The organism is Rhodopseudomonas sp. (assembly GCF_036404135.1).
Classification (GTDB): domain Bacteria; phylum Pseudomonadota; class Alphaproteobacteria; order Rhizobiales; family Xanthobacteraceae; genus Rhodopseudomonas_A.
In genome coordinates this window covers 22,429-39,698 of record NZ_DASWPE010000088.1, presented here as the reverse complement: position 1 = coordinate 39,698, position 17,270 = coordinate 22,429, and the positions used below count along the sequence as shown (strand labels likewise).

Genomic DNA, 17,270 nt, shown 5'->3' with positions numbered 1-17,270 from the left:
CACGATCAACCTCCGCTGATCGCTGATTTCAGGGCGTCGTCGAAGCTCAGCACCTTGCCGCCGAGCTTGGCGGCGTAGGCCTCGGCATCCTTCTTCAACAGGAACGGCGCCAACTCGTTGTTGTCGCCGGCGACGAAATAGGCCTGATCGGCGAACAGCTTGATGCCGCGGGTGGTGTCGAACACATAGGCGACGTTGATCGTCTTGCCCTTGGCCTTGCGCTCGGCATAGGCGCCGAGCGTGCAGGCCGCGCTGGAGAACGGCTGGATGCCCTCGCCTTCGACCCAGACCTCGCCGGCCTTGCGCGGATCGCCGATCGGCTTCTTGCAGAAGGTGTCCTCGCCGGCGATCTCGTAGTTCCTGGTGCTGTTCAGTTCGGCGTCATAGTCGAGCTTCAACTCGGCATAGGCCTTGCGCAGATAGCTGTCGTCGACCCATTTGTGCGGATCGAAGTCTTTCATCCGGCCGAGATTCTGCAGCACCTTGACGTCGGTGGCGGCGGCCTCGATCAGTTGCGGCTTGATGGTCGGATCGGTGGTCATGTTGCCGCCGGGGCCGAGGAAGATGTAGACCACTTCCTTGTTGATGCCGGTCCAGTCCTGGATCTTTTCCGCGGCCTGCACCGGGTCGGCGCGCAGCCAGGCGTTGGCGGCGATCACCGCCTTCAGATAGGCGACCACCACCTCGGGATATTTTTCGGCGAAGTCGGTGCGCGCCACCACGCCGTGCCAGGTCGGCAGGTTGGTCTCGACGCCGTCGAAGATCTTGCGCGCATAGCCGCGGAACGGCAGCAGTTCGGCGAACGGCACGAAATCGGCGTGGCCGTCGATCTTCTTCTCCTGCAAATTGGTGGAGCCGACTTCCGGGCTCTGGCTCACCAGCTGGAAGTAATCCGCCGGCCAATGGCGGTCCTGCATCGCCTTCAGCACCATGCCGTGCGCGGCGGAGCCGAACGGCACGCTGACCAGCTTGCCCTTGAGGTCCGACAGTTCGTAGTACGGCGAATCCTTATGGACGACGAGGCCATTTCCGGAACCGTCGAGGCTATAGGCGGACACCGCGATCAGCCGGCTCTTGCTTTCCGGATTGCTCTCGAAGGTGAAGCCGTTCACCACCAGCGGGTAGTCGCCCATCATGCCGAACTGCAGCTTGTTCGCCATCATGCCGTTGGTGACCGGCGGACCGGAGGTGAAGTTCTGCCACTCCAGTTCGAACTTGATGGTGGCGTATTTGCCGTCGGTCGGCAGATATTTTTCCAGCAGATGCAGCTGGCGGATGATGGTGCCGGTGGTGGCGGTGTTGGTGGTGGTGTCCTGGGTGCCGATCCCGATCGTCACGGTGGTCTGCGCGCCGGCGGAACCTGCGCAGGCCACGGCCGCGGCGGTGACGGCGGCGGACAGAACGCGATATTTCGACATGCGACCCATTGCAGACCCTCTCGGTGTTCGATGCGCCCGGGTTTGCGGTCCCGTTTCATGATCCTTCGTCGAGATGATGAGCGGCGCAAACTCCGTCACGCCGAAGCGGTCGATTAGTTGCCGTGAAAGCCGCGCTGCCCAGGGCTTGAGCAATTTGCATGGTGAGCGCCGTAACTCTGGGCAGGTCAGTCGCCGAGGCCCTTCATCTCCTGCAACAGGTCCGGCCTGATCACCACGAGTTGCGAGCGGCGGGTGGCGACGATGCCCTTGTCCTGCATGCGTTTCAGGCTGATCGTGACCCATTGCCGGGTGGCGCCGACCATGTGGGCGAGATCGGCGTGGGTGAAGGCGGCGCCGATCAGCACGCCGTCGGCATCCTCGACGCCATAGAGCTGCGCCAGATGCAGCAGCAGATGCGCCAGCCGTTCGGTGATCGAACGGGTGCCGAGCATTTGCGCCAGCGCCGAATAGCATTTGCCCTTGAAGGTGAGGCCTTCGATCAGTCCGATCGCCAGATTGGGAACCTCGACCACCAGCGCGCGCAGATCCCGGCCGGGCAGTTGCAGCACGTTGGAATTGTTGGTGGCGACGCCCGACCATTGATGCACGCCGCTGCCGAACACCTCCGGGCCGCCGACGAAATTGCCGGGATGCCAATAGGCCAGGGTGATCTCGCGGCCCGACGGCGCGGTGTAAAACACCCGGATCCGTCCGGTTTCGATCAGATAGATGCCGTCGTGCTTGGCGCCCTGATTGAACAGCGTGTTGCCGCGATACAGCACCTTGCGGCGGCCATGGCGCAGCACCACTTCGCGGTCGCGCGGCGTCAGCGCGTCGAACAGCGACGGCGGGCCGCCCAGCGAACGCGCGCTTTCAGTCAAGAGCAGGGAATGCGCGGCCGAGGGCGTCGGGAGGTGGGGTGGCTTCAGTGCTTGGCTTGATGTCGCCTTGCCTGCCGCATAGCTCTGCATCCCGCGCTCCGCTGTTTTATTATTTGTCTAAATGCGCAGCAAGCCTTGTGCCAAGTCGAGTTGCCGCTGGCCTCGTGTGGAGAGGCCCGAGTTCCCTGGCAACGCGCGGCCTGTTGCTGCGGCGGAGCGCGCGCGCGTCAGGCGGCGGTCAATTGCAGCAGATAGGCCCACGGATAGATGCCGCGGGCGTGGCCGTCGGAAAAGCCGATGTTGACGGCGTAAGCGCCGACCGGCGTCACGCTGGTGATGGCGATGCCGTCGAACGTCGCCGGGAACACGCCGTCGATCCGCGCCCTGAGACAATGCGCGCATTTGCAGTTGGCGCGCAGCCGCGGCGCCGGCAATGCCAGCCGTTCGCCTTGCGCCATGGTCAGCTCGAGCCGATCGAGACGCTCGCTGACCGCGATCGCGGTCGGCGCCACGGGCTTGCTGATCAACGCGGACGTGGTGACGGACATCGCGGCTCCTCCGATCGTGCAGCGAAGCATCGCTCGACGGGAACCTACAGCAATTTGTTGCCCGACGCGCGCGATAGCGCCCGCCACCCGCACTTGGCGCAAGATTCCGGGTTCGCGTGCGGCTTCGCCGCGCGCGCCCCGGAATGACGGGAGTGGGGCGGCGCGCTCGGCAATGCGGAGCGCGTGACAACTAATTGCTATCGCGGTTGAGCCCGCGGCCTATTCTGACAAAAGTCCATGTTCACCGCGGTGGAATGGAAATTGCTGCGAACCTGCGAGGGAATGAGCGATGGCGATGGACGAAATTCTCGACGGCCTGTCCGAAGTGTCGTGCGACGTGCTGGTGATCGGCGGCGGCACCGCGGGGCCGATGGCGGCGCTGAAGGCCAAGCTGAAGAACCCCAAGGCCAATGTGGTGCTGCTGGAGAAAGCCAACGTCAAGCGCTCCGGCGCGATCTCGATGGGCATGGACGGGCTGAACAACGCGGTGATCCCCGGCTACGCCACGCCGGAGCAATACACCAAGGAAATCACCATCGCCAATGACGGCATCGTCGATCAGAAGGCGGTCTACAAATACGCCGAGCAGTGCTACGCGATCATCGAGGAACTGGACTCCTTCGGCATCCGTTTCCTGAAGAACGAGAACGGCGACTACGCGGTGAAGAAGGTGCATCACATCGGCACCTATGTGCTGCCGATGCCGAACGGCGAGACCGTGAAGAAGGCGCTCTACCGGCAATTGCGCCGCGCCCGCATCCTGATCTCGAATCGCTATATGGCAACCCGGCTGTTGACCAGCCGCGACGGCCGCATCGCCGGCGCGATCAGCGTCAACACCCGCACCGCGGAGATTCTCGTCATCAAGGCCAAGGCGGTGATCCTGTGCATGGGCGCCGCCGGCCGGCTCGGGCTACCGACCTCGGGCTACATGTTCGGCACCTATGAGAACGCCGCGAATTCCGGCGACGGCTACGCGATGGCCTATCACGCAGGTGCTGCGCTGGCGAACCTCGAATGCTTCCAGATCAATCCGTTGATCAAGGACTATAACGGCCCGGCCTGCGCCTATGTCGCTGGCCCCTACGGCGCCTTCACCGCCAACAACGAGGGCGCGCGCTTCATCGAGTGCGACTACTGGTCCGGCCAAATGATGCTGGAATTCTACAACGAGCTGCAGTCCGGCAAGGGCCCGGTGTTCCTGCAGCTCAACCATCTGCACGACGACACCATCAGTGAAATCGAGGCCACGCTGCACAAGGTCGAGCGGCCGACGCGCGGGCTGTTTCACGAAGGCCGCAGCACCAATTATCGCGAGCAGCCGATCGAGATGCACATCTCGGAGATCGGCTTCTGTTCCGGGCACAGCGCGTCGGGCGTGTTCGTCGACGAATTCGCCCGCACCACGATTTCCGGCCTCTACGCCGCCGGCGACATGGCCAGCGTGCCGCACAACTACATGCTCGGCGCCTTCACCAACGGCGCCGTGGCCGGCACGCATGCAATGGAGTTCGCCGACAACAGCGATTTCGCCGAGTTCGACGTAGCCGACGTCGCGCGCGAGCGCGATCGGGTGATGGCGCCGACCAGGCGCGAGGACGGCGTGCCGCCGAACCAGATCGAATACAAGGCGCGCCGCCTGGTGAACGATTATCTGCAGCCGCCGAAGGTGACGCGCAAATTCGAGCTCGGCCAGCGCCGGCTCGCCGAAGTCCGCGACGATATGGAGAACCGGATGATCGCGCGCAATTCCCATGAATTGCTGCGCGCGCTGGAGACCCAGTCGATCGTCGATTGCGCCGACATGGCGGCGCATGCCTCGCTGTACCGCACCGAAAGCCGCTGGGGGCTCTATCACCTGCGCACCGACTATCCGGAGAAGGACGACGCCAACTGGTTCTGCCACACGCTTTTGAGCAAGAAGAACGGCCGGATGACGAGCGAGAAGCGCGCGGTGGAGCCCTATATCGTGCCGATCGCCGATGACGAGAAGGATCTCTACGACAAGCAGCGCATCCGCGCCTCCGCCTGACGTTTCCAAAATTCTCCAGCAGGAGTTGAACGATGCCGCTCGCCAGTTACGAAACCTCGGTCCCGGTGGTGGTCGACGACGCCAAATGCATCGCCGACAAGGGCTGCACCGTCTGCGTCGACGTCTGCCCGCTCGACGTACTGCGGATCAGTGACCTCACCGGCAAGGCCTTCATGGCCTATGACGAATGCTGGTACTGCATGCCCTGCGAAGCGGATTGCCCGACCGGCGCCGTCACCGTCAACATCCCCTATCTCTTGAGGTGAGCCATGGCGGACCCGTTTGAATCCTACGACGATCTCGATGACATCGACGATCGGCTCAATGCCGCCGACCCCGGCGAGCGCCGCGTGGCGATCATCGCGTTGGCGAATTCCGGCGATCCCGGCGCGGTGGTTCACCTCGACCGCATGACCGCCGATCCCGATCCCGGCGTGCGCCAGCAGGTCGCGCTCGCGCTCGGCGAATTCGACGGCCCCACCGCGGCGGCGGCCTTGGCCAAGCTGGTGGTCGATCCGGAGCAGGCGGTCGGCAATGCCGCGGCCGACGCGATGGCCGAACTGAAAGATCCCTTAAGTGGCGATCCGATCCTGCCGCTGGTTGCGCATTCCCACGCCTTCGTGCGGATGGCGGCGCTGCGGGCGCTGAAGGAATTGCGCCGCAAGGATTCGCTGAAGCCCGCGCTCGATGCGCTGCGCGACGTCGATGCTTCGGTGCGGGTGCAGGCGATCGGGGTGATCGGCTTTCTGAAGCTGGAAGCATCGATTCCGGCGTTGACGGCTGCGATCGCCGACCCCGATCCTCATGTCCGCCGCGCCGCGGTGAGCGCGCTGGCGTTTTCGCATCTGAAGCCGGCGGCGGAATCGATCACCCGCGCGCTCGCCGACAGCGACTGGACGGTGCGCGAGATCGCCGCCGAAACGCTCGGCAGCAACGCCAACGGTCTGCAGGCGGCGGATGCCTTGATCAAGGCCTTGGCCGACGAATTCTGGCAGGTGCGGCTGAAGGCGGTGCGCAGCCTCGGCAAGATGAAGGTGGCGAAGGCGGTGGCGCCGATCGGCGGCTGCGTCTCGCACCCGCAGGCCAATCTGCGCAAGGAAAGCGCCGCCGCGCTCGGCGAGATCGCCTCGCCCGAGGGCCGCAAATATCTGGTGCCGATCCTCGACGACGCCGATCCCGAAGTGCGCAAGAACGCGCGCTGGGCGATGCAGCGGATTGTTGCCGCGAGCAGCGCGACCGCGAGCTGACCGCGGGCGCGCGCGCCGACCACGGGCAATGCGCGCGCAATGGCGGGATCCACGCAACAGCAACGGCGTCGTTGGTGAGATAGTCCTGCGTCACCAAGATGTTGTAGGTCTCCCGCCTAGAGCTATTCCGGTTCTGATAGAATCAGAACCGGAGCTCTAGATTCTTATTTTGACGCGTTTTCTTCACGCGAACCGGGATCCACTTCGCTCGAAAACGCTATAGACGCCGATGGTGTCGATCTCGGCAACCCCGGCGCCCTACGCCTTCTTGCGTTGGCGAGGTGCGGTTGCCGGGTGTCGATGCGAAGCTGAAGTCGAGCGCGGACAACGTCATGCAGGTTGGTCCTCGTCACGGCGGATCATTTGTCACAGCGTGAGCTTGTGAAGGACCGCCAAACTGGCAGTGACGATGGCGAGGCTCATCGCGGCGGCCAGCAGCGACAGCGATGCCGGGTGATAGAAGCGTTTCGGAACGTGCTTGAACGCCAACACGCCGAGGCCGCAGCCGAGCGCGGCGGCCGGCGCCATCGCCAGGCTGATCCACCAGATCTCGCGGGAATATCCGCCGTGCGATGCCGACAGCAGCATGCCGAAGCCGGCGCTCATCGCGATGAAGGCGATCAGCGTGGCGCGGGCTTCGAGCACCGGCATGTTGCTTGAGAGCAGCGACACGATCACCGGCGGCCCGCTCATCGCGGTGCCGCCATTCAGGCATCCGGACAGAAAGCCGATGCTGGTTAGTTTCGCCCGGCTCTGCGCCATCGCGGTGGTTTCGCCGCGCCAGGCCCGCACCACCGCCACCGCCACCGCGAGGCCAAGCACCAGCCGCATGATCTCGGCGGGGACCAGCGCCAGCACGGTCATGCCCAGCGGCGTGCCGACCACCGCGCCGAGCGCCAGCCATTTCAGCACCCCGAGATCGACATGCGTGCGCTCCACCGGCAGCGTCAGCAGCCCGATGGCGAATTCCAGCGGAAACACCGCCGGCACCGCGACGCTCGGCGACAGCGCCAGGGTGAGAACCGGCATCGACGCCAAGGCGAAGCCAAATCCGGAATAGCCGCGGACGAACCCTCCGAACACCCCAGCCATCAGGATCATCGCCAATTGGCGCGCATCGACAACATCGAACATGGGCAGTGCCGTCCGGCGGTCGCCGGTCGACCGTTTCCAGCAGCATGTTGCGGAGATTGCCGGCAATTGGGAGCAACTAATTGTCGTCTCACAACCGAAGAGCGCGCCCTGTTGCGCTCACACGCCGGTCGTTTCGCTTGGGTCATGGCGCCCGCCCGGCGGTCTCGATCCGCGGCCGGCCGCGCGGTCGGAACTCGCGGCAACGGCAAATCGTCTGGACTTGCCGGCGCGATCGTGGTCGGATTCCCTGAACGGACAGGTGAGCGCGGATGGGTGTCTTTCACGGCGGTTGGTTGCATGGCGCGCGCGGGCCAAAGGCGCCGTCGACCGCGGAGCGGCGCAAGGCCGCCGCGTGTGGGCCGCGCGGGTGAGCATCACCGCGGCGCTGTCGCAATACGCCGCGCGCACGCCGGAGCGCGACGCGCTGGTGTTCGAGGACGAGCGGATCTGCTGGCGGCTTCTCGATCACGAGATCAACCGGCTGGCGGGGTTCATTGTCGCCGCAGCCCCGGCGGGCGGCAGCGTGGCGCTGCATCTGCCGACCGGCCCGGCGCTGGCGCTATTGTTTCTCGCGGTCGCGCGCGCAGGACGGGAAGCCCAGGTGTTCGATCCGGACTGGCCGATCGAGATGACCCGCGCGATAAAGGCGCGGCTATCGCCCGACCTGCTGGTCAGTTTCGACGCCGGCCTCAGCGGCGGCAACGCCGTGATCCTCGCGGATCCGACGATCCCGTTCTTGCAGGTCGCGTCCTCGCTCGGCGTCGTGACGGCCGCGCCCGCATGTACCGAGCCCGATGCGCTGCTGCCGTTCTATGTCGGCTTCACCTCCGGATCGACCGGCATTCCCAAAGGCTATCGCCGTCACCATCACTCCTGGACCGAAAGCTCGCGCCACGACGCGGTGGAATTCGGAATCAATGCGGACGACGTGATTGTCGCGCCGGGAACGCTGACCCATTCGCTGTTTCTGTATGCCCTGGTGCATGGGCTCAACGCCGGCGCCCGGGTGATCCTTTGCCGGCGGTTCAGGCCCGAGGCGGTGGTGCGCCTGATCGAAGCCGAGCGCGCCACGGTGCTGTATGGCGTGCCGACGCAGTTGCAGTTGACGGTGAAAGCGGCCGGCGACGCGGTGCTCGGCTCGATGCGCTGGATTCTGTCGTCGGGCGCCAAATGGCCGGTCGGCGAACGCGCGCCGTTGCAGCGGCTGTTTCCCAATGCGCGGTTTGCCGAGTTCTACGGCGCGTCGGAGACCGGCTTCATGACCGTTGCGAAAGCCGACGAAGGCGCGCCGGAGAACTCGGTGGGCCGCTCTTTTTCGGGAGCCGTGGTGACGATCCGGAGCAGGGCCGGGCGGCCGATTCCACAGGGCAAGACCGGCTATGTGTTTGTCGAAAGTCCGTTTCTCTTCATGAACTACGCCTGCGGCGATGCCGACCTGCTGCGCCATGGTGAAGCCATTTCGGTGGGGGATATCGGCTTTCTCGACCCGCAAGGCTTCCTGCATCTGGTCGGCCGCGCCAGCCGCAAGATCGTCACCTCCGGCAAGAACGTCTACCCCGAGGAGATCGAGCGGGTGATCGAGCGGCACCCGATGGTGACGGCCGCCGCGGTGCTCGGTGCTCCCGATCGCAGCCGCGGCGAGCGGCTGATCGCGCTGGTGCAATTGCACGCCGATGCGGTGGTGACAGGCGCCGAACTGATCGCTTACCAGCGCAAGGCCTTGCCGCTCTACAAGGTGCCGCGGGTCTATGCGAGCGTTGAGGAATGGCCGTTGACGCGGTCCGGCAAGACCGACTTCGAAAGGCTGCGCCACGCCTGGATCACCGGCGCGATCACCGCGGGGCTGCCATGAGCGCGGCGTTCCTGGTCGCGGCGCGGCGCACCGCGGTCGCCCCGCGCGGCGGCGCCTTCGCGCGGATCGAGGCGGTCGATCTGGCCGCCGCATCGATCGGCGCCGTACTCGACGACGCCGGGCTTGCGCCGTCCGAGGTCGACGACGTGATTCTCGGCAACGCGCTGTATGGCGGCGGCAATCCGGCGCGGCTGGCGGCGCTCAAGGTCGGCATTCCCGCAGGCGTGCCGGCGCTCACCATCGACACGCAATGTTGCTCCGGGCTCGATGCGATCCTGCTGGCGGCGACGCGGATCAAGAGCGGCGAGGCGGACGTGATCGTCGCCGGCGGCGTCGAAAGCTTCAGCCGCTCTCCGATCCGTTCGCGTCGTCCGCTGCGTCCCGACGAGGTCGCGCAGCCTTACGACCGGCCGCCGTTCACGCCGTGGCCGGAGCGCGATCCGGACATGATTCCGGCCGCCGCGACGCTGGCGGAAGAGTGGGACATCAGCCGCGCCGCGCAGGAGGCCTTCGCCATCGACAGCCACCGCAAGGCTTTGGCGCGCGGCATTGCCGCGGCGGAATGCGTTGCCGTGGCGGGACTGACGAGGGACCCGTTTGCCCGACGTCTCAGCGCCGGGCTTTGCGCCCGGTTGCCGGTGCTGGCGGGCAGCCCGAGCCACGGCGTGACCGCGGCGACGGTGGCGGTCGAGGCCGATGCGGCTGCCGTCCTGCTCGTGGTGTCGGAACGGGCGCTGGCCGCGGTGCGCGCGCCGGTCCGCGTCGTCCGGGTCATCGGCGGGGCGCGGACCGGCGGCGATCCGGAGCGCCCGGCGCTGGCGCCGATCGAAGCGATGCGAACCGCGTTGCGTCGTGACGGGCTCGCGGTGTCCTCGATTGCGGTCGTCGAAATCATGGAGGCGTTCGCCGTGCAGGCCATGAGTTGTCTGCAGGCCTTCGACATCGACCCGCTTCGCGTCAATCGCGGCGGCGGCGCGCTGGCGCGGGGCCACCCGATCGGCGCCTCCGGCGCCATCGTCGCGGTGCGCGGCTGGCACGACTTGCAGACCATGGAATCGGGTACGACCGGGCTTGCAACGATCGCAGCGGCGGGCGGACTCGGCTCCGTCGTGCTGCTGCGGACGGAGTAGCGGCATGCCGCTTCAGGTCGATCGCGCCGTTGATCTCGCCGCATTCGTCGGCCAGGACTTGCCTGCGAGCGAATCCTTCGCGCTGTCGCAGTCCGACGTCGATCGCTTCGTCGCGCTCAGCGGCGACCGGCAATGGATTCATTCCGACGTCGCGCGGGCCAAGGCGGTTCTGCCGGCGGGCCGCACCATCGTGCCCGGCAATCTGCTGATCGCGCAGCTGCCGCGGCTGCTGCAGCAGGCCTACAGCGTCGCGCGCTGCGAGATGTGCATGGTCGCCGAATATCGCCGGGTGCGCTTCCGGCATCCGGTCGGCACCGAGGTGCCCTTGCTGCTGCAGGCAAGATTTCTCTCGGTCACCCCGACGCGCGCCTTCGTGCGCGTTGAGACCGCCTGTGAACTCAATTTCGCAGAGAGCGGAAAACCGGCGCTGACCGCCACGCTCGTCGATCTGTTCTACGCCAGCGGCTGAAGCCTTCTCGCGGCAAGCGCCGAGCGGCGATCGCCTCAATGCAGCAGGCTGTATTGAACCACATAGACCGCGCAGCCGGCGAAGTAACCCAGCAGCGCCAGCCCGCTGATCCGCCGCACGTACCACATAAACTCGATTTTCTCGAGGCCCATCGCGGCGACGCCCGCCGCCGAACCGATGATCAGGATCGAGCCGCCAGTGCCGGCGCAATAGGCGATGAATTCCCAAAGGAAGCTGTCGGGCGGGTAGTCCGCCAGACTGTACATTCCGATCGACGCGGCGACCAGCGGCACGTTGTCGACCACCGCGCTGGCGAGGCCGAGCAGCACCACGATCACGTCCTGCCGGCCGACATTGAGCTCCAGCCATTTCGCCAGCATGGCGAGAATGTGGGTGTGCTCCAGCGTCGCGACGGCCAGCAGGATGCCGATAAAGAACACGATCGAGCTCATGTCGATGCGCATCAAGGCTTCGACCCAGCTCGGCCGCACCCCGTCATCGGACGCATTGTCGCGGTTGATGAGTTCACCGACCAGCCACAGCACGCCGAGGCCGAACAGGATGCCCATGAACGGAGGCAACCCGGTGATGCTCTTGAAGGCCGGCACGGCGATCAGGATGGCAAGCCCGAGATAGAAGCTGACGTTGCGTTCGAGCCGGTTGCTTCGCACCGGCGCGGTTTCCGGGCGCGCCGGCGCGACGATGTCGCGGCCGCGCAGCAGATAGCTCACCACCAATAGCGGCACCAGCAGATTGACCAGTGACGGCAGGAACACGCCCTTCATGATCGCGAGCGGGGTGATCTGGCCGCCGATCCACAGCATCGTGGTGGTGACGTCGCCGATCGCCGACCAGGCGCCGCCGGCATTCGCGGCGATCACGATCATCGCCGCGAAGAACAGCCGGTCGGAGGATTTGCCGAGCATCTTCCGGGTCAGCGAAATCATCACGATGGTAGTCGTCAGATTGTCGAGCGCCGCGCTGAGAAAGAACGTCACCAGCCCGATCAGCCACATCAGCGCAACCTGCTTTCTGGTCTTGATCAGAGAAGTAATGACTTCGAAGCCGTTATGCGCATCGATCACCTCGACGATGGTCATCGCGCCGATCAGGAAGAACACCACCTGTGCGGTGGAGGACACCGACTCGTTGAGTTGCCGGGCGACCAGGGCAGCGTCGCCGCTGATGATGGCATAGACCGACCACAGCAAACCGGCGCCGATCAGCGCCGTGGCCGATTTGTTGATCTTCAGCGAATGCTCCAGCGCAATGGCTGCGTAAGCGACGACAAAGATGCTAGCGATCGCGCCAACCACGTTCGGTTCTCCCGCGCCAAGATGCGCAGAGCCTTAGCCGACATTTTCGCCGGCGGGAACTTGCATTGTCAAAATTCGGTGATTGATGCATTGCGGCGCGCGATCGCGGCCGGTTCCGACGCCCTGCGCGAAGCGCGCGGCGATTGCACGGCGGCAGATAGCATGTCTGCATGCATCGGTGGCTCGGCGCGAAGCATCGGCGCCGAGGGTCGCGGGTGAATGCGCGCGCCGCCGCGCGCTGTCAAGCCTTCTTCAACCAGACCCGGTTGTCGTGGAAGCTGCCGCCGCCGGCCGGCGCGGATTGATCGGCGCCGGTCAATGTGTTGATGCCGCAGCCATCCTCATGGGCGTCGTTGCGCCAGATCGATTCCGCGATCAGCACGCCGCGGCGCTGTCCGTCGTGGGACCGGCAGTGCAGCGTGACCACGCCGCGGGGACTGCCGACCTTGACCTTGTCGCCGCTGACCAGCCCGAGCCTTGCCAGATCGTCGGGATGCACCAGCAGCGTCGGGCGGCCTTCGCGCTTCATGCTGGAGGCGGTCTGGTTGAAGGTCGAATTCAGAAAGGTGCGCGCCGGGCTGGTGGTCAGGCGGAACGGATAGTCCGCGGTGGCCTCCTCGAGCAGCCGGCAATGATCGGGAAACATCGGCAATTGCTGCCAGGGACCGAGCTGCCGGGTCCGCAGATGGGCCGCCGCCTGGCGCCAGTCCGCCTTGAAGTGGAATTTGCCGTCCGGATGGCCGAACCCGGCAAGGTTGTGCGCGGTGGCAAAGTCGGGTTGCACGTCGAGCCAGTTTTCGGCGTCGAACTGCGCGAGGCCCGGCCGCTGCGATGCCTTCAGCGTCTCGTCGATGATGTCGCGCGGCGCCATTGCAAAGCCGCGATGCACCGCGCCGACCCGGCGCGCCAGCTCCGCGATGACCTCGTGATTGCTGCGGCACTCGCCCGGCGGCGGCAGCAACTGCCGGCCGAACAGAATGTGTTGATGGCCGGCGCTCTGATAGACGTCGTCGTGCTCCAGGAACATGGTGGCCGGCAGCACCACGTCGGCGTAACGCGCGGTCTCGGTCATGAACTGCTCGTGCACGCAGAGAAACAGGTCGTCGCGCGCCAGCCCCTGTTTCACCCGGTTCTGATCCGGCGCCACCGACGCCGGATTGGTGTTCTGCACCAGCATCGCGGTGACCGGCGGGCCGCCCTGCAGATCCTGCGGATCGCCGAGCAGCACCGCGCCGATCCGCGACTGGTCGAGCATGCGGCCGGGCGGCACGTCGGCGTCGGTGCCCTCGATCAGCGTCTTGTCCCAATTGTACATGCCGCTGTTGGTGTGCAGCGCGCCGCCGCCTTCGTGGCGCCAGGCGCCGGTGACGGCGGGAATCGAAATCACCGCGTGCATGTTCGCCGCGCCGTTGCGCGAGCGGGTGAAGCCGTAACCGATCCGGAAAAACGTCCGCGGCGTGGCGCCGATCAAGGCCGCGAAGGCCTCGATGTCGCTGGCCGGGATATCGCAGATCTGCGCCGCCCACTCCGGGCTCTTGTCGCTGAGGTGGCGTTCGAACTCATCCGGGCAGTCGGTGTATTGCCGCAGATAGAGGCGGTCGGCGTAGCCGTCGCGGAACAGCACGTGCATCACCGCGCAGGCCAGCGCGCCGTCGGTGCCGGGCCGGATCAACAGCTTGATGTCGGCCTGCTTCATCGTGCCGGTGTCATAGACATCGACGCAGGCGAGCTTGGCGCCGCGGGTTTTGCGGGCGATGCCGATATGGGTCATGACGTTGACCTGGGTGTTGACCGGATTGCCGCCCCACACCACGACGAGATCCGACTTCTGCATCTCGCGCGGATCGACGCCGCTGATGCGGCCGACCCCAGCATAGTAGCCGGCCCAGGACAGCGGCGTGCAATAGGTCGCGTGCATTCCGGAATAGCCCTTGGCATTGCGCAGCCGTTCGATGCCGTCGCGCATCACCAGGCCCATGGTGCCGGCGAAATAGAACGGCCACACGCTTTCGGCGCCGTGGTCGCGTTCGGCCTTGAGAAACGCCGCCGCGGTGAGATCCAGCGCCTCGCTCCAGGAGATTCGCGCGAACGCGCCGCTGCCCTTCGGACCGACGCGCTGCAACGGATGCAGCAGGCGATCCGGATGGTGGATGCGCTCGGCATAGCGCGCCACCTTCTCGCAGATCACGCCCAGCGTGTAGGAGTTCCCTTTGGCGCCGCGAATCCGGCCGATGGTGGTGTCGTCCAGCATCTCGACTTCGAGCGCGCAGGCCGATGGGCAATCGTGCGGGCAGACCGAGCGGCCGGTCTTGATGGTGCGGGGGAGGGCGGCGCTCATGAGGTTCATGCGCAGCAAGCTATAGAGCGGCGGCCGGTTGTTCAATCGCGCGCCTGCGACGTGCCGGCCAACTGCGACTGGCGCGCCAGCGCTTCGTCGGAGAGACTGGCGTCGGTGAATTCACGGCGCAGCGGCAGGCCGTGGCTGCACAAAACGGCTCTGGAATGATCTGGAGTATTGCTGAATCATCTTATCGAATTGTCATTTTTGCCTGCATCGCCAATCGTTTGCAACGCCTACGTAGAATACCGGATAGTAAAAAGTTCTGTTGACGCGATCCGGACCCAGTGACATACGTCGCGCTACTGATCGTCCAGGTCGAGGACGTCAGCCTGAGATAACCGTGTTCGACCACATACGCATCTTCCCTCCGTTCCGGCTTCAGCGTTGAAGCGATTGGTCGGGAAGCCTTCGCCAGGTGACTTGAGATACTCCGTGATGGTGTTCTGCTGACGGTACGCGCCGCGTAAGGCGTCGTGCCGCGACCGCTTGTCCTTTGAGACGCATGTCTCGGAAGCGACCGGCGGGCTGGATCGTCGTCATGGACTGCTCGCCGCTTCGCGCCGCTGACTTCACCCCCTATTTCGCTGCTGGCGTTTCGCCGATGGCTTGGACCATCGGGTCGGCCTGCCTCAGCGGCATCCTGCTCGAAGTATCCGCTCATCCGAAGCCCGGTCTGGTGACCGCGCGTTCGATGGGCGCGCATGCCGACATGGATCAGCAGACCTTCATGCTGACGTCGGCGGCGATCGCACCGTGCTTTCATCGCTGCGCGTCGATCGGCCTCAGCCTTGCGAACGCCGCAGACGCGGCGGTGCTGCCCGCGGTGCGCGCGGTCGGGCGCGAATATGACGCGCTGTTGTTGGCGGCCTCGAACGGCGTCAACACCCAGCGCGGCGCGCTGTTCGCGCTCGGCGTCACCGCCGCCGCGGCCGGCCGTGCCCAGCATGGCAAAGCGGCGCCGAATGCCACACAGATTTTCGCCCAAGTCGCCGCGATCACCCAGGGCCTGGTGCAGCGCGAACTGATCGCGCGGCGCGACGCTGCGGCGACCGCCGGCGAGCTGCTGCACGCCCGCTACGGCGCGCGCGGCATTCGCGGCGAGGTCGAGGCCGGTTTCCCGACCGTTGCGACCCACGGTCTGCCGACGCTGCGCGCCGCACTCGACGCCGGCCACGGCCTCAACCGCGCGCTGGTGCACACCCTGATCAGCCTGATCGCGGAAACCGAGGATACCACCGTGCTGTGGCGCGGCGGCCCCGATGCGCTCGGCTTCGTGCGCGACCGCGCCCGCCAGATCCGCGATCTCGGCGGCGCGCTCAGCGACGACGGCCTCGCGTGCATTCATGCCTTCGACGATGCGTGTATCGCACGGCGGATCAGCGCCGGCGGCGCCGCCGATCTGCTCGCGGTCACCATCGCGGTGCATCTCATCGAACGCGGCTCTTTCCCGGTTTCGGCGACGACCGGCTTCGAAACTCTCGCCCAAACCCTTCATGTCAATGGAGACCACCCATGAACGTCATCGTCTACACGCTGATGGCCTATGCGCTCACCGCCGCGATTTCCTACGCGGTGATCGCGGTCATCGTTCTGCTCAGCAAGCTTCTGAGCGATTCCGACAAATCCGAAAACGCCTGATCAAGGACCGGGGACCAGTCACATGCTTCAACAACTCTTTACGATCTTTCCCGGCATCGCGACGATGTTCGTGCAAGAGCCGTCGATCGCCTTCGCCCGGTTATTCCTGATCGTTGCCGGCTTCTTCCTCGCCTATCTCGGCTTCAAGCGCACGCTCGAGCCGCTGATCATGGTGCCGATGGGCGTGGCGATGATGTGCGTCAACGCCGGCGTGATGTTCCTCGAGGGCAATCACATCGGCACCTTGATGCTCGATCCGATGATTTCGGATCCGGTCAAGCTGGTCAACGAGATGCAGATCTACTTCCTGCAGCCGATCTACAATTTCGCATTCTCCAATTCGCTGGTCGCCTGCATGCTGTTCTTCGGCATCGGATCGATGGCGGACATCTCCTTCATTCTGGCGCGCCCCTGGGCGGCGATGACCGTCGGGATTTTCGCCGAAATGGGCACCTTCGCCACGCTGGTGATCGGCTATTACTGCGGCCTGACGCCGGGTGAAGCGGCGGCGGTCGGTTCGATCGGCGGCGCCGACGGCCCGATGGTGCTGTTCGCATCGCTGATGATGGCCAAGCAGCTGTTCGTGCCGATTTCGATCATCGCCTATCTGTATCTGTCGCTGACCTATGCCGGCTATCCGTATCTGATGAAGCTCCTGGTGCCGAAGAAGTATCGCGCCCTGGATACCGAGATCGAATTCCCGGATGTCTCGCAAAAGGCCAAGTTCATCTTCACCATCGTGTCTGCCGCGCTGCTCTGCCTGCTGCTGCCGGTCGCCGCGCCGCTGATCCTGTCGTTCTTCCTCGGTATTGCCATCAAAGAAGCCGAGATCGAAGTCTACCAGGAGCTGCTCGAGAAGACGATCACCTACATGTCGACGCTGATGCTCGGCCTGGTGCTCGGCGTGCTGTGCGAAGCCTCGACGCTGCTCGACAGCCGCGTGTTGATCCTGTTGGTGCTCGGCGTGACCGCGCTGTTCATCTCCGGTGTCGGCGGCCTGCTCGGCGGCTGGGTGGTCTACCTGGTCAGCAAGAAGGTGTTCAACCCGCTGATCGGCATCGCCGGCGTGTCCTGCGTGCCGACCACCGCCAAGCTCGCCCAGAAATACGCCGCCGAAGACAATCCCTACGCGATGATCTTCCCGGTCGCGATGGGCGCCAACATCTGCGGCGTCATCGTCTCGGCTATCGCGGTCGGCATCTTCGCCTCGACGATCGGCCTGGTGGCTCCGCACTGAGCGGCCTCGGCAAACTGGAGAACGATC

At 65.4% G+C, this 17,270-nt stretch carries 15 protein-coding genes; 9 read left to right on the top strand and 6 right to left on the bottom strand.

Annotated elements, in window-relative coordinates:
* Positions 1-5 precede the first annotated feature (5 nt).
* The 3 genes from VGC77_RS09915 to VGC77_RS09905 form a co-directional block, all read right to left on the bottom strand.
* Complete coding sequence (locus VGC77_RS09915; protein ID WP_414709637.1) at positions 6-1,418, bottom strand: nitrous oxide reductase accessory protein NosL; 1,413 nt, start codon at positions 1,416-1,418, stop codon at positions 6-8.
* A gap of 185 nt (positions 1,419-1,603) precedes the next feature.
* A complete protein-coding gene (locus VGC77_RS09910; protein WP_331171397.1) occupies positions 1,604-2,389 on the bottom strand; it encodes a Crp/Fnr family transcriptional regulator in 786 nt (261 codons plus the stop codon).
* A 137-nt stretch (positions 2,390-2,526) separates the two neighbouring features.
* Positions 2,527-2,847 (bottom strand): gamma-butyrobetaine hydroxylase-like domain-containing protein, encoded by a 321-nt coding sequence (locus VGC77_RS09905; protein ID WP_331171396.1) that lies wholly within the window; start codon positions 2,845-2,847, stop codon positions 2,527-2,529.
* Between the two features lie 289 nt (positions 2,848-3,136).
* Between VGC77_RS09905 and VGC77_RS09900 the strand changes: the two genes are divergently transcribed.
* Genes VGC77_RS09900 through VGC77_RS09890 form a run of 3 tightly spaced genes read left to right on the top strand, consistent with a single transcriptional unit; the run spans position 3,137 to position 6,126 of the window.
* Entirely contained in the window at positions 3,137-4,879 is a 1,743-nt protein-coding gene (locus tag VGC77_RS09900; protein WP_331171395.1) for a fumarate reductase/succinate dehydrogenase flavoprotein subunit, read from the top strand.
* Positions 4,880-4,911: 32 nt separating this feature from the next.
* Complete coding sequence (locus VGC77_RS09895; protein WP_184260042.1) at positions 4,912-5,145, top strand: 4Fe-4S dicluster domain-containing protein; 234 nt, start codon at positions 4,912-4,914, stop codon at positions 5,143-5,145.
* 3 nt (positions 5,146-5,148) lie between these two features.
* Entirely contained in the window at positions 5,149-6,126 is a 978-nt protein-coding gene (locus VGC77_RS09890; RefSeq protein WP_331171394.1) for a HEAT repeat domain-containing protein, read from the top strand.
* 366 nt (positions 6,127-6,492) lie between these two features.
* Here VGC77_RS09890 and VGC77_RS09885 read toward each other — a convergent pair whose 3' ends face one another.
* Positions 6,493-7,260 carry a sulfite exporter TauE/SafE family protein gene (locus VGC77_RS09885; RefSeq protein WP_331171393.1) on the bottom strand — a complete coding sequence of 256 codons (768 nt, stop codon included), beginning with the start codon at positions 7,258-7,260 and terminating at the stop codon, positions 6,493-6,495.
* Between the two features lie 367 nt (positions 7,261-7,627).
* Between VGC77_RS09885 and VGC77_RS09880 the strand changes: the two genes are divergently transcribed.
* Genes VGC77_RS09880 through VGC77_RS09870 form a run of 3 tightly spaced genes read left to right on the top strand, consistent with a single transcriptional unit; the run spans position 7,628 to position 10,711 of the window.
* Positions 7,628-9,112, top strand: coding sequence for an AMP-binding protein (locus VGC77_RS09880; RefSeq protein ID WP_331171392.1), 1,485 nt, complete (start codon positions 7,628-7,630; stop codon positions 9,110-9,112).
* Positions 9,109-10,242 carry a thiolase family protein gene (locus VGC77_RS09875; protein WP_331171391.1) on the top strand — a complete coding sequence of 378 codons (1,134 nt, stop codon included), beginning with the start codon at positions 9,109-9,111 and terminating at the stop codon, positions 10,240-10,242. Before VGC77_RS09880 ends, VGC77_RS09875 begins: the two co-directional genes overlap by 4 nt.
* A gap of 4 nt (positions 10,243-10,246) precedes the next feature.
* Positions 10,247-10,711, top strand: a complete 465-nt coding sequence (locus VGC77_RS09870) for a MaoC/PaaZ C-terminal domain-containing protein (RefSeq protein WP_331171390.1) — start codon at positions 10,247-10,249, stop codon at positions 10,709-10,711.
* 35 nt (positions 10,712-10,746) lie between these two features.
* On the opposite strand, the gene nhaD is transcribed toward VGC77_RS09870, so the two are convergent.
* A complete protein-coding gene (nhaD, locus tag VGC77_RS09865) occupies positions 10,747-12,027 on the bottom strand; it encodes a sodium:proton antiporter NhaD (protein WP_331171389.1) in 1,281 nt (426 codons plus the stop codon).
* A gap of 241 nt (positions 12,028-12,268) precedes the next feature.
* Entirely contained in the window at positions 12,269-14,365 is a 2,097-nt protein-coding gene (locus VGC77_RS09860) for a molybdopterin-containing oxidoreductase family protein (RefSeq protein WP_414709636.1), read from the bottom strand.
* 604 nt (positions 14,366-14,969) lie between these two features.
* On the opposite strand from VGC77_RS09860, the gene mdcB reads away from it, so the two are divergent.
* From mdcB to madB, 3 genes are read left to right on the top strand one after another with little or no spacing between them, the layout of a single operon-like run.
* The gene (gene mdcB, locus VGC77_RS09855) at positions 14,970-15,884 is read left to right on the top strand and encodes a triphosphoribosyl-dephospho-CoA synthase MdcB (RefSeq protein ID WP_331171387.1); all 915 of its coding nucleotides are present in this window, start codon (positions 14,970-14,972) and stop codon (positions 15,882-15,884) included.
* Positions 15,881-16,006 carry a hypothetical protein gene (locus VGC77_RS09850; RefSeq protein ID WP_331171386.1) on the top strand — a complete coding sequence of 42 codons (126 nt, stop codon included), beginning with the start codon at positions 15,881-15,883 and terminating at the stop codon, positions 16,004-16,006. The genes mdcB and VGC77_RS09850 overlap by 4 nt, the downstream gene beginning before the upstream one ends.
* A 22-nt stretch (positions 16,007-16,028) precedes the next feature.
* A complete protein-coding gene (gene madB / locus VGC77_RS09845) occupies positions 16,029-17,243 on the top strand; it encodes a Na+-transporting malonate decarboxylase, carboxybiotin decarboxylase subunit (RefSeq protein WP_331171385.1) in 1,215 nt (404 codons plus the stop codon).
* Positions 17,244-17,270 lie beyond the last annotated feature (27 nt).